A 12771-nucleotide genomic window follows, 5' to 3' on the forward strand; every position below is an offset into this window, starting at 1 on the left:
TGTCACATTGTCACATTGGCAGTTAATCATTTGTGGCAAGTAATTTGAATAGCATATATTTGTATAACAAAAACAAAAAAATATCATGGCATTAGAAATAACAGATGCAAACTTTGACGAGCTTGTATTAAAATCAGATAAACCGGTTCTTATTGATTTTTGGGCAGAATGGTGTGGTCCTTGTCGCATGGTTGGCCCTGTAGTTGAGGAAATCGCTAAAGAATATGAAGGAAAAGCTATTGTTGGTAAAGTAAATGTTGATAACAATCCAGGCATTTCCATGAAATTCGGTATCCGCAACATCCCTGCCTTATTGTACTTTAAAAACGGCGAAATTGTAGACAAACAAATTGGTGCAGTGCCAAAATCAGTGTTAGCTGGTAAATTAACTGCTCAGTTATAATATATTTAAGTATTTAATTACTTGGAAAAGCGTTACATATGATGTGACGCTTTTTTTGTAAATAATAATTTTTAGTCTTGATTCTTGTGTCTTGACCCTTAATTCTAAATAGATATATTAGCATTATGCTCCGCCTCAATAACGATCAGCAAATTCGTCAATTAGCAAATCTCGAACTCCTTGCCCGCCAGGTGGTTGAAGGTTTTGTTACGGGCTTGCATCAAAGCCCGTTTCATGGGTTTTCGGTGGAGTTTGCCGAGCATCGGCTTTATAATAATGGGGAATCTGTAAAAAACATCGACTGGAAATTGTTTGCCCGTACCGATAAGCTGTTTGTTAAACAGTTTGAGGAAGAAACCAACCTGCGCTGTTTTTTATTGTTGGATACTTCTTCGTCCATGAATTTCCCTGAGAAAATCACCAATAAACTGGAGTTTTCTATTTACGCTGCGGCATCGTTAATGTACCTGTTTAAAAAACAGCGCGATGCCTTTGGTTTGTGCCTTTTTTCGGATAAAATTGATTGGATGAGCGCTGCAAAATCAACCGCGAGTCACCTGTTTTATTTATATGCCCAGTTAGAAAAAGCATATAACGAGCCTAATGCAAATACCAAAACCGATATAACCGGCGTATTGCACCACATTGCCGAGCAGGTTCACCAGCGATCCATGATCATTATTTTTAGCGATATGCTGGAGAATAATATGGATGAAGCTAAATTGAATGCCTTGTTTGCCGCCATCCAACATTTAAAATACAATAAGCACGAAGTAATTATTTTCAACGTAAACGATAAGCAAAAGGAGCTTGAATTTAACTTCGATAACCGCCCGCACCAGTTTATTGATATGGAAAGCGGCGAGAATATCAAGGTTCATCCTAATAAAATTCGTGATGCTTACCAGAAATCATTTCAATATTATCGCCACCAGATAGAGTTAAAATGCGCTCAATATAAAATTGATATGGTTAATGCTAATATTGAAGACGGTTATCACAATATTTTAAAGCAATATTTAGTTAAACGTAATAAGATGATTTAAGTCTTACTTTTCAAGTCAAACATTTATCAAATAACAACCGTATCAAATAATAATTGCGTAATTTAATAATGCTAAGTGTATTTTTTACAATTTTAAATTGTTGAAATCAATTTAGCAGGAATAGTGTTAAAGTATAAAGTAGTTTTTTACATATGAGATTATCTGTTGAGCGAAAACCCATCAAAATTTATCCAGATCCGAAGCGTGTCATTGCAAGATTCTTTTTTAACGGCAACGAACGTGCAAAAGAGGTAATCAAACGTGTAATGCAGATTAGTGAGGATGAGGCATTTGCTATTATTTCGCCCTTTTTGCAGGAATATTCCAAGCGGCACCGTAATATAACCCGGTTGTTAAACCGCCATTGCAGCAAACTAAAGCCGCTTATTGCCGAGTTGAAAATTGACTACGATACTCTTACAGTTTATCGCAAGTTATTGATCGGATCTTATTTTACGCACGAATATTCTATAGAATCAGCTGCTTTTTTTAATCCCTCAATCATTGAAGACCCGGATCAAAGCGAATTGAAGGATGGTGAAAAGCGCGTGATCATAAGCTTTAGGGCAGTAGGCGAGGGGCACATTTCGTCTATCACTTTCCGCAGGGCGTTGCTCGATAAAAATAATGATATTACCGTGTTACCTGCCGGCAGTTACATTGATGAGGCTGAAATTGTGCGTAACGCGGTTTACAACAAAAAACTTTTCTTTGATAAAGCGGTATCAACCCAAATAAATATTGATGTTTTAAAAGAGGTAGAGGGTAAGCTCGATCATCACTTTGAATACTCAAACCTTCGCAGTATTATCCTCGATTCGCAAAAATTGCAGGAAGACGATATGAAGAAACTGGAATACGACAAGGTTTTATGGCTTGCGGATTCTTATTACGAGATCGTTTTTTCGCTGGATACGGACATTTCCGACCGTGTAATATTCCCGATATCGGAATACGAGCGTAAGGGTATTGAAGATGCCCGCTTTGTGGAGTTTAAGCATGATGATGGTACATCGGTTTATTATGCGACCTATACTGCTTACGATGGTGCGCTGATTATGCCGAAACTGTTACAAACTAACGACTTTTATAACTTTAAAATTATGCCTTTGTATGGCGATGGCGCACAGAATAAAAACCTGGCCCTGTTCCCGCGAAAGGTAAACGGTAAATATGTGATGATCTCGAGGATTGATGGTTGCAATAACTACATCATGTATTCTGATAAGATCAACATCTGGGAAAAACCGGTTTTATTGCAGCAGCCTAAATTTACCTGGGAGTTTATTCAAATTGGTAATTGCGGTTCACCGATTGAAACCGAATTTGGCTGGCTAATGATAACCCATGGGGTTGGGCCAATGCGTCGTTACGTTTTAGGCGCAAGCTTGCTGAAATTAGATGATCCGGCCGTAGAAATCGGCAGGTTAAAAGAGCCCTTGCTGATCCCTAACAGTGACGAGCGGGAAGGATATGTACCAAATGTATTGTACTCTTGCGGCTCAATAGTTCACAATGGCAAACTGATCATTCCTTATGGTATTTCTGATTCATCAACCGGGTTTGCCGAGATTGACCTGAATGAATTGCTAAATAAGCTGCTACAGGATGGTTCATCAACCAGCCACGAAATGAGTACCGAGAAAAAAGAACTGGTTAATAATTAGATTGATCGCGCTTCTGCAAGCGACCTTGCTTTTTGTGGTTCAATGATAGTGATGTAAATAATTATGCCTGCTATAATTATACCGGCCGCGCCTGCAATGTAAACCCAAGGGCTTGTAAACAGAATAAATAACCATATGATTATCCCGATAATAGCAGGCAGGGGAAAGAGCCACATTTTATAAGGCCTGATGTCTTTTGGTTTTTTCCAATGCCAGTATAATACTCCGGATGATTGACCCACAAATTGCACGATGATCCGCATAGTTAATATGGCTGTTATCACCTCAGTTAGTTTAAACAACAGGCTGAAGATAAAGCCTAAGCCGCCCATAAATAGTAAAGAAATATAAGGGAAATTCTTTTTAGGGTGAACCTTGGCAAAAACCTTAAAAAAGTTTCCATCCACAGCGGCAGCGTAAGGGATACGCGAATAACCCAGCATAACCGCAAACAATGACGAACTGGCTATAATTAATATAAGCGCCGTGGCTATCTTAGCAACAAACGGATTATACAATTGCTGAAAATAAGTACTTATAATAAAGTTTGATGATGCGATCTGCTGCCAGGGCATGGCGCCCGAGATCATGATCTGCATTCCCAGGTATAAAATAGCAATGCCGCCAACTGATAGAAATATTGCACGGGGAATGTTTCTATCAGGGTTTTTGATCTCGCCGCCTAAATGGCACACGTTATAATAGCCCAAATAAGAGTAAACAGTTTTAAGCGATGCCTGCCCCAGGCCAACAAAAAATATCGGCGTTAAATCAAAGGCGTCTTTACTAAATGTAAAAGCCCAATGCGGGTTAAAGTGCCTGAATCCGGAACCAATCAGCCATAGAAAAGTACCACCGGTAATGATCCATAACAGCACCGATATTTTACCAATACTTTTAATGTTACGATAGAGTAATATGGTAACTAAGATTACTAAAGCGCCACTCACGATTTTTTGCTGTATGGCATCTAAACTTACGAGGTAGGTTAGGTATTTTGAAAAGCCTATCGCTGCGCTGGCTACTACTAAAGGTGCTTGTATCAATGTTTGCCACACCAATAGGAACGACATCATTTTGCCAAACCTATTCTCATACACTTTCTGTAAAAATACATAGCTGCCGCCTGCCATTGGCCATTTGGCGCCCAACTCTGCCCATACCGACCCATCTAAAAAAGCAAGTAGGGCACCTAAAATCCAGGCCAGAATACATTGAGGGCCGCGCATAGCGCCGACTATTAAAGGCAGGGTGATGAATGGGCCGATACCCACCATATCAATCATGTTGATGGCGGTGGCTTGGGTTAGTGATAATCCGCGTTCTAAGGAGGGAGCAGTTTCTGCCATTTGGTTGTTACAAGGTTTTAAATATACAACCAAAAAGTTAGTGAAAGGAACCTGAATATAATTTCAGCGTAAAATGTAAATGCAGTCTACTTTAATATGCGTTTATATAATTCGAAATAATCATCAACCATTTTCTCGCTCGAGAATTTTGAACTTGCCCAATTGCGGCAATCCTGGCGTTTAATATTTTTTAGATTTGCTACCGCTTCGACAGCCTCATCAACGGTATTTACCAAAAAACCCGTGTTCTCCGATTGGATAAGCTCCGGCATTGATCCTTTATTGAAAGCAATAACAGGCGTACCACAAAGCATAGCCTCCGCAACGCTCATTCCGAAAGGTTCATTAAAATTGATAAGGTGAAGCAAAGCGCTTGCATTTCCTAATAACTCATTCCGCTTCTCAGGGCCGGCATGGCCAATGTATTGGATCTGATCGCCTAAAAATGGCTCAACTTTTTCATGGTAATAATTCTCATCCTGTATTATACCCGCGATCAGCAACTTGCGCTTACTTTTTTGAGCGATCTGTATCGCTTCGGCGCAGCCCTTATCATGGTGAATCCTGCCGAAATAAACAAGGTAGTCTTCAGGCTGATCTACAAAATCAAAATCTTCTATATTAAGCCCATTATAAACTGTAGCTAAGTAATCCAAATCCGGGCTCCTGTCAGAATCACTTATCGATACATAATGCCCGATGGAATTGTATTTTTTATAAACCGGGATAATCTTTTTTGATGAAAAACCGTGTATAGTGGTAATTACGGGTGTTTTGATCAAACCCGAATAAGTAAGCGGTAAAAAGTCAAAGTTATTGTGAATGATATCAAACTGGTCCGCCTTTTCCATCAAATTACTGATGTGCAGGCATTCCAAAACTTTGGCATCCTGTGTACCGTCTTCTTCGTATCCCTGCGCACAAACGGCATCCAGTTTTCCTGATGTAATCGAATCCCCTGTAGCAAAAAGCGTCACTTCAACGCCTTTTTTAACCATGCCTTCGGCAATGTTCGATGCGATTTGTTCCCACGGGCCGTAGTGCCTGGGCGGTGTGCGCCAGGCAACGGGCGATAATACAGCTACCTTCATTTAGCAGATCTCCAGTCTTTGGCCAATCTTGTTGTACTCATATTCCAACTCGAACGCTTTCAGTACGGTTAAATGCGATATCAGGTAGGCTAACGTGCTTTCGGCTCCCTGGTTACGGTTGATGCCCGTTGGCAACAAGCCATCGCAGCATCCTTTGGTTTCATGATCATATAATGGTGCCCGTAATGTGTTTTCACCCAAGAACCATTTGTAACAAATGAACATTTTCTCAATATATTCCGGTTTTCGGAAGATCTGGTACGCCTGGAAATGCATCAATACCATTGCCATAGTTTCAATAGCCTGCTGGTCGAATATTGGGAACGTGCCGCCTTTATGGTACCAGCCCTCATTACCAACCGGACTTAGATAGCCGTTTGATAATGTGAGGTCATCCAAAAACGCCATTGATTCCAGGGCGATCTCTTTTGCACGTTCATTACCGGTAATTTCCGCAGAGTGTAATAGTGCCAAAGGCAATATAGCGTTATCGTAAGTCATTTTTTCTTCGAACCAATGCCATTCGGCATCATGATGGCGGTCGTAAGCATCTATTAAAGGCTGGGTGAGCTCGGCTAACTCCCTAATCATTCCTTCATCAGTTGGGAATGCCTGTAAGTATAGCGCTATACCTATGATGGTGTTAGCCACACCTCTTAGGTGTTTCAAGGCTTTAAAGTGAGGAATGGAGCGCTGGAAGATTTCCAAAGCAAACTCACGGTATGAGTTACTTGCCGCGCAACTGATCAAATGGCCTAATGCCCAAATGGTACGGCCGAATGAATCTTCCGATCCAACCTCATCCAAATACTCACGGCTAAAGCTTAAGAAATTACGGAAGTTACCATCCTCGGTTTGCATATAATGGATATAACTCAGGTAAACCGGCAGCAGTTCAAATGCTTCCTTGCTTTTATTACGCTGATAGGCCATCAGCGCCATAATCAGCGCACGGGCATTATCATCCAAACAATAACCTTCCTTTAAATTCGGGATACCATATTTGGCGTGCTGCACAATTCCGGTATCATCTGTTAAACGTACAACGTGTGTTAAACTGAATTTTGGTAATATTTCAGGGTCGACTATACTGTTACGCAATATTTGATCGCTAAAGCTATGTGTACGTGATGATTCCTGGGCAACTTTTATAAATTCGGCACCGATAACAGGCCAGCGTAGGTGCAGGCCATATTCGTAAGCATTGTCTTTTAACTCTTGTAAAATGCGGTCTTGTGCTAATAGCTCATTTACAATATCAGCTAAAGCCTCACTATCCTTAAAATCAAATAAACGGCCACGGTTATGGTCCAACAATTCCTGTGCATGCCAGTATGGGGTTGATACCACTGCTGCACCAGAGCCCACCGCGTATGATAATGTACCGCTGGTAATTTGCGCCTCATTTAAATACGGTGTAACGTAAATTTCGCAGGCGGTTAAGTAATTAACCAGTTCCTCCTCAGATACAAATTTATTAATGAAGGCCAGGTTTTTTGATACACCTAATTTAGCCGCAAGCGACTTTAAAGAGTCCCGATATTCCTCACCCGAACTTTTGATTACCCCCGGGTGCGTATTGCCTAAGATCACATATACCACATCAGGGTTTTTCTCTACAATTTTTGGCAATGCTTGTATAACTGTTTCCAGCCCTTTGTTCCTGCTGATCAAACCGAACGTAAGCAATACACGGTGGTTTTTAAACTGCGAGAGGTTTTTTACCGGGTTATCTTCAGGCGCCTCAACATCAGGAACCCCATGTTCTATAATTTGTATTTTTTCAATAGGAATCTCGTAGATCGTGGTTAAAAATTCAACCGCCCTTTTGCTCATCACAATAATTTTGGCTGATTGCTCGGCGATCTCTCTAATAATAATACGCTGAACGTAACTTGGCTCCCTTAATATAGTATGCAGAATGGAAATTAAAGGTTTCTCCAATCTATTGATCAACGGAAGAATATAAATACCGCTTTCGCCACCATAAATACCAAATTCATGCTCCATGATACATACATCGGCAGTACTGGTGTTGATATAATTTGCTGCGCGGATATAATCTTTCTGGTGATTTTGGCGGATGATGTATTTTACTTCTTCGGGATATTCATATTCGTGCATATCTTCCGAATCATTCATAGCAACTACAAAACCGCCTTCCAGCAGACTTTTTCTATTAGGAAAGTTTGCACTAACGGCACGCATTAAATTGTTATTGAAGGTTGCAAGTCCGCATTCGCGGGGCGGATAGGTTGAGATATATGCTATTTTCATAAGTAGATAGAATGTATTTATGGATAGATCATCCTGAATTATTGTACGCTTGTCTATAATTATAGACGTGATTTATGCACAATATGTCTGTTTAAACAGGATTAAGGCACTTTTTGAGTGCAGTCATCTATATGCGCTATACTTGGCATAAACCATACCAATTTTAATGCTTACAGGTTGTATAAAATTATAAACATTTTCCATGATCTCCTGTTATAACTTTAAGTTAAAATAAAACCAAGCCATTACCCCATGTACAGTGATAAGATCACAGGAGCCAACATTAAAAGTGCAAGGCTCGCTAAAAATTATTCGCAGGATTATATTGCAGGAAAATTGGGTATTTCACAAAATGCTTATAGCAAGCTTGAACTGGGCTACATCAGAATTAAACTGGAAAACCTGATCATTATAGCTGATGTGTTAAATATTCCCATAACTGGCTTGATCGAAATTCCGGGCGCGCAGCCGGATGTCGTCGCAATTAACAGGATAGATATTGTCCCCAAAATATTAGAAATTATTTGCCAGTCTACAGGTATGGGGTTTGCAGCAGTCGCCCGTGTTACAGATAGTAAATGGATAGCGTGTAGTGTATGTGATAAAATTGGTTTCGGACTTAAGGCAGGTGATGAGTTAAAGCTGGAAACCACTATTTGTAACGATATACGACAAAGCGGCGAGGGTGTGATAATTGATGATGTAAGTAAAGATAAGGTTTTTGCAAACCATTCTATTCCGGCCCTGTATGGTTTTCAAAGTTATATTTCCATTCCGATTACGAGGCAGGACAATTCATTTTTCGGTACGCTTTGCGCGATAGATCCCAAACCAGCGAAAGTAAACAACCCGGAAACTATCGAACTGTTCAATTCTTTCGCTGACCTGATCTCTTATCATCTAAATACAATAGAACAAACCCCGACTAAGCTGAAAATTGCTTAATTGTGGGTGGCCGGTTGGTTTTTTGCCAGCCAATCATTGTATTTCTTTTCTAAAAATGTATAGCCGTCTTTCCAAAATTCTGGCGTAGCTACGGTAAAATGATCGCCGGGATAATATTTAAATACAAATTGAGAATTTAACTTTTTCATTTCGCCCTCAAGCATAACTACTGCGTAATTCAATAAAAAGTTATCCTGTTTACCTACAGTTACGCGTACTTTACCATCAAGGTCACTTTTTACCTGATCCCAATTAGTACGCAGGTATAATGAAATGTCATAATTTTTCCAGTGCGAAAATACGTTAGTATCGATCTCACCGGTTTCGAAATTACAGATTCTTTCAGGTTCGCCATCAGCACCTTTCGGACTAAATACTGCATCAAACGAGTGCATTTGCTCACCGCGATAAATTACATGCTCCATGCGGTAGCAATCCTTCATATCAAACCAGGGAAAGTAACCAGCTACCGTACCTGTTTGGTTTAGCGTACTATCCTTACCATAAAACATATTTTCATGCTTATACAGATTCACCTTTTGAAAACTCCTGAAATCGACAGGATCAGGCGAGCTTGACCAGCAACCGTCAAACACTTTTGGGTAGTGTGTTTGTAGCCAAAGAACTGTCCAGCCCCCGCTGCTGTGGCCGGTTAGCAACCTGGCTCCGTTACAGCGGTAAGTTTTCTCTATCAATGGGATAGCTTCGGTAGTTAATGCATCACCCCAGGGCCCGTTGTTGTTGCTATTGGCATAAACAGAATGACCAAGTGAGCAATTACCATCCAGGTAAACCATAATAACTGCTGTTGTATCAATAGGGGTTGACGGATTAGGCCAGCCCGAATAACGATGATAATCACCGCCATAGCCCGATACCTGGTATAATACCGGGAATTTGCGGTTGGTATCTGTAAAATATTCTTTTGGTAATACAACCGCTGCGTTAATAGTAACTGGCCTTTTTAGGAAGTTACTTAGCAACGCAGATGGCGCTTTTAACTGCTTAACATATGGTGTTTCCTTGAAAGTTGGCTCAGGAACTATTTTGGTGGCTACCAGGTTGAATACTTTTTTGTAGTCTTTGGTGATATTTACCTTTTGTGTTACGCTGTATAAATTACCCGGACTTTCAGCTATCGATCTTCCACCCAAATTACGGTCCCAAACAGCCTGTACATAATATTCGCCACGTTCCATATCTGACAATAGCGCAGGGTACGACGTTGCTTTATCGTCAAAAATAACACTACTGCCGGGTTTTACATTTTTAACATATACAGAAAAGCACGGAAAAAGCTCAATACCGGCTTCACCTTCTTTAGGCGTTTTTTTATCTTTTGAAAGATAAAGCAGTACGTGCCCGGTAAATGGTTTATTATAAATGCTATCCGCATAACTCACCTTAAATTGCTGTGCGAATGCAGAGTTAACAAACGCTATAATACCTAATATAATTAAGATGCATTTAAAGTTTAACATTCTTTTTCGTGTAATTCTATTCATTGTGATAATATTTTTTGGTATAAGCCATACAATAATGTGCCATAAAATAAATAGTTGTTTCTCAGTTTTTTATATTTTATTTTTTCAGGAAGGGTGTACGGTATTGTTACAGCCATGTTCAGTTACGATGCAATGTAATCATAATTCATAAGCACAGTTTCCTAAAATAAATATTTGCTCTCACAAACAAACAAACAGATTTTGCCGTAAAGCAAAAATGGCGCTACCCGTAATTGCGCCATTTTATTTATCTTGCTAATGCTTTCTAAATCCATTCCTCCAGCAAAACAACGTCTGCCTGACGTGGGAAAATCTTGGTCATTAACAGGTTATGAACTTCTTCATCCGGGTCCATGCAGCAGTCTGATAATACGGTCATCATATAATCCTTATCGGCGGCCTCTCGAACGGTTGACAGCACTACGCCACGGGTTGCTATACCGGTAAGTATCAAATGGTTTATACTTTTCGCTCTTAAAACAACTTCAAGGTCGCTGCCGGTAAAGGCACTTACCCGGCGTTTGATTACTGTGATATCATTAGCCTGGGGCGCTATATCAGGGTGAACTTTCATAAATACGTCCATATCCATCGCGCCGTAGCGTGCTTTTCCTTCGCCAAAACTTTTATTATTGAGGCTTACTTCCGGCGCACCCGGCCTAAAACCGACTACCACATAAATAACCGGTACATTCTTTTCGCGTGCATTAGCGATGGCTTTGGCAACCGGGCCAAGTATCTTTTTCCCTTCGGGCGACATTTCCAATATGCCTACCTGCATATCCATCACCAACAGGGCCGATCTTTTTTGTATTTGTTCCATTTGTATATGATATTTTAATTTAACGTTTGCTCTTGTGGTTCAGTTTCTATCGGTTTAGCTGTTTTGTTCTTATTGAATTTATCTGCGCTTAAATATTTAAAGAAGATCGCGGCAATAATAATTGACAGTATCCCCTGGTAAAACAACGCGTTTTGCGCGCCAATTTTTTGCGATACTGCACCTACCAGCAAACTCCCAACAGGTAACATACCGAAATAGCCCATCGCTACATAGCTCATCATCCTGCCGCGCATGGCTTTGTCGGAGTTTACCTGTATTAAAGTGATGCAAATGGTAGTTTGCGACATAGTACCAAAGCCACAAATCACGGCAAATACCATAGCCAACCCAAAGTTGTTTAAGTGCGAAAAGCATATCAGTCCGATTCCTAAGATCACTGTATTAATGAGCAGAATTATTTTCAAATCGCTGCCCGGTTTTAATGATGCCAGGAAGATGGTTCCCGCTACCGCGCCAATGCCTATAAAACTATTGATATAGCCAAAAGTGGCGGCATTACCTTTAAATATCACCTTGGCAAAAACCGGCAATAAAGTATTATAGGGAAGTACCATCAAGCTTATTAAAACCAACATAATTAACACCATGCGGAGTATAGGCGTATCTTTCAAATAGTTAAAGCCCTGGCTCAGGTCGGCACCTATTTTATTTTTTGTGGGCGATGGGGTATAAGGGCGCAGCTTCATTAACAATAATGAGGAGATAATTGCTATAAAGCTTACCGCGTTTAGTAAAAAGCAAATCCCCGCACCAAACTTAACCAGCACTAACCCCGAAAGCGCGGGGCCAACCAATCGTGCTATATTATTCATGGCTGAATTTAGCGCAAGGGCGTTTGGCAGGTCATCTTTATTATCTATTAATTCGTGTACAAGCGGTTGCCTTACAGGCACATCAAACGCGTTAATGATGCCTAACAGCACACTTAGGCTAAGGATCTCCCAAACAATATAATGATGGGTCAGGATAAGAATAGTCATCAATACGGCCTGAATCATCGAGGCAGCTTGGGTGATGAGCAGCGTTTTATAACGGTTATACCTGTCGGATATGATGCCGCCATATAACGAAAGTATAAAGGATGGAAATTGCGTTGCAAATACGGCAACGCCCAACATAAATGATGAATGAGTAATTGTGAAAATTACCCAATAAACGGCTGTACGTTGCATCCATGTGCCGATTACCGAAATAGACTGTCCTGAATAATACAGGGCATAGTTACGATTCCGAAATGCCCTGAATGTACCGATCCTGGTCTTTTTAACAACTTCCAATTATTCTTTGTCCTTTTGCTGGAAATGGTTACTTAGCATCAGGCTCATCGCTATTGCACCAGCTGAAAACAGAATTACCGATAATGTATTGCCATCAGCCATCAAGCCATTTCTGAACAGTAGAAAGCCTGCAAGCAAATTAAATAAACCCCAGATCGCATTTACCGGGGCGGATGATAAACCTTTACCAGGTGGCTTGGCAAAAGGCGTAGGGAATTTATCACCACAGATACCTTTTACAAAATGCGGGATAGCATTGGCCAAAAATGCCCCGGCAAAAAAATCAGCTAAATAAGTATACCATTCCATATGATGTGTAATTTAATATTGCAAAGGTGAAGCAAAAAGACGAAATGAACCTGTGACA

11 protein-coding genes are annotated in these 12771 nt (G+C 40.4%); 4 read left to right on the forward strand and 7 right to left on the reverse strand.

Annotated elements, in window-relative coordinates; translation table 11 throughout:
- The first annotated feature begins 85 nt into the window (after positions 1–85).
- The 3 genes from trxA (at position 86) to ACYZ0U_RS07780 (ending at position 3116) form a co-directional block, all read left to right on the forward strand.
- Positions 86–403 (forward strand): thioredoxin, encoded by a 318-nt coding sequence (trxA, locus tag ACYZ0U_RS07770; protein ID WP_461451513.1) that lies wholly within the window; start codon positions 86–88, stop codon positions 401–403.
- 125 nt (positions 404–528) lie between these two features.
- Positions 529–1449 carry a DUF58 domain-containing protein gene (locus ACYZ0U_RS07775; protein WP_461451514.1) on the forward strand — a complete coding sequence of 307 codons (921 nt, stop codon included), beginning with the start codon at positions 529–531 and terminating at the stop codon, positions 1447–1449.
- Between the two features lie 152 nt (positions 1450–1601).
- On the forward strand, positions 1602–3116 hold the full coding sequence (locus ACYZ0U_RS07780) for a glycoside hydrolase family 130 protein (RefSeq protein WP_461451515.1): 1515 nt from the start codon (positions 1602–1604) through the stop codon (positions 3114–3116).
- Here the strand turns inward: ACYZ0U_RS07780 and ACYZ0U_RS07785 are convergent.
- From ACYZ0U_RS07785 to ACYZ0U_RS07795, 3 genes are all read right to left on the reverse strand, one after another.
- Complete coding sequence (locus ACYZ0U_RS07785) at positions 3113–4465, reverse strand: APC family permease (RefSeq protein WP_461451516.1); 1353 nt, start codon at positions 4463–4465, stop codon at positions 3113–3115. The genes ACYZ0U_RS07780 and ACYZ0U_RS07785 overlap by 4 nt on opposite strands.
- An 86-nt stretch (positions 4466–4551) precedes the next feature.
- Complete coding sequence (locus tag ACYZ0U_RS07790; protein ID WP_461451517.1) at positions 4552–5556, reverse strand: glycosyltransferase family 4 protein; 1005 nt, start codon at positions 5554–5556, stop codon at positions 4552–4554.
- Positions 5557–7833 carry a glycosyltransferase family 4 protein gene (locus tag ACYZ0U_RS07795; protein WP_461451518.1) on the reverse strand — a complete coding sequence of 759 codons (2277 nt, stop codon included), beginning with the start codon at positions 7831–7833 and terminating at the stop codon, positions 5557–5559. It lies immediately after the preceding gene.
- 252 nt (positions 7834–8085) lie between these two features.
- Here ACYZ0U_RS07795 and ACYZ0U_RS07800 point away from each other — a divergent pair, with 252 nt between their 5' ends.
- Positions 8086–8778, forward strand: a complete 693-nt coding sequence (locus ACYZ0U_RS07800) for a helix-turn-helix domain-containing protein (protein ID WP_461451519.1) — start codon at positions 8086–8088, stop codon at positions 8776–8778.
- Here the strand turns inward: ACYZ0U_RS07800 and ACYZ0U_RS07805 are convergent.
- The 4 genes from ACYZ0U_RS07805 to ACYZ0U_RS07820 form a co-directional block, all read right to left on the reverse strand.
- A complete protein-coding gene (locus ACYZ0U_RS07805; protein ID WP_461451520.1) occupies positions 8775–10283 on the reverse strand; it encodes an alpha/beta hydrolase-fold protein in 1509 nt (502 codons plus the stop codon). The genes ACYZ0U_RS07800 and ACYZ0U_RS07805 overlap by 4 nt on opposite strands.
- Positions 10284–10548: 265 nt before the next feature.
- Positions 10549–11106 carry a cysteine hydrolase family protein gene (locus tag ACYZ0U_RS07810; protein ID WP_461451521.1) on the reverse strand — a complete coding sequence of 186 codons (558 nt, stop codon included), beginning with the start codon at positions 11104–11106 and terminating at the stop codon, positions 10549–10551.
- Between the two features lie 14 nt (positions 11107–11120).
- Positions 11121–12404: an MFS transporter gene (locus ACYZ0U_RS07815; protein ID WP_461451522.1), complete on the reverse strand. Its 1284-nt coding sequence runs from the start codon at positions 12402–12404 to the stop codon at positions 11121–11123.
- On the reverse strand, positions 12405–12713 hold the full coding sequence (locus ACYZ0U_RS07820) for a hypothetical protein (RefSeq protein WP_461451523.1): 309 nt from the start codon (positions 12711–12713) through the stop codon (positions 12405–12407).
- Between the last annotated feature and the right edge of the window lie 58 nt (positions 12714–12771).

This window comes from Mucilaginibacter sp. (assembly GCF_965225845.1).
In the GTDB taxonomy this organism is placed as follows: Bacteria; Bacteroidota; Bacteroidia; order Sphingobacteriales; family Sphingobacteriaceae; genus Mucilaginibacter.

What these genes read in the sequence shown, in the direction of transcription:
- ACYZ0U_RS07805 (WP_461451520.1), bottom strand. Translation starts at nt 10,283, where the DNA reads ATGAATAGAATTACACGAAAAAGAATGTTAAACTTTAAATGCATCTTA.
- ACYZ0U_RS07800 (WP_461451519.1), top strand. Translation starts at nt 8,086, where the DNA reads ATGTACAGTGATAAGATCACAGGAGCCAACATTAAAAGTGCAAGGCTC.
- ACYZ0U_RS07795 (WP_461451518.1), bottom strand. Translation starts at nt 7,833, where the DNA reads ATGAAAATAGCATATATCTCAACCTATCCGCCCCGCGAATGCGGACTT.
- ACYZ0U_RS07785 (WP_461451516.1), bottom strand. Translation starts at nt 4,465, where the DNA reads ATGGCAGAAACTGCTCCCTCCTTAGAACGCGGATTATCACTAACCCAA.
- ACYZ0U_RS07775 (WP_461451514.1), top strand. Translation starts at nt 529, where the DNA reads ATGCTCCGCCTCAATAACGATCAGCAAATTCGTCAATTAGCAAATCTC.
- ACYZ0U_RS07820 (WP_461451523.1), bottom strand. Translation starts at nt 12,713, where the DNA reads ATGGAATGGTATACTTATTTAGCTGATTTTTTTGCCGGGGCATTTTTG.
- trxA (WP_461451513.1), top strand. Translation starts at nt 86, where the DNA reads ATGGCATTAGAAATAACAGATGCAAACTTTGACGAGCTTGTATTAAAA.
- ACYZ0U_RS07790 (WP_461451517.1), bottom strand. Translation starts at nt 5,556, where the DNA reads ATGAAGGTAGCTGTATTATCGCCCGTTGCCTGGCGCACACCGCCCAGG.
- ACYZ0U_RS07810 (WP_461451521.1), bottom strand. Translation starts at nt 11,106, where the DNA reads ATGGAACAAATACAAAAAAGATCGGCCCTGTTGGTGATGGATATGCAG.
- ACYZ0U_RS07780 (WP_461451515.1), top strand. Translation starts at nt 1,602, where the DNA reads ATGAGATTATCTGTTGAGCGAAAACCCATCAAAATTTATCCAGATCCG.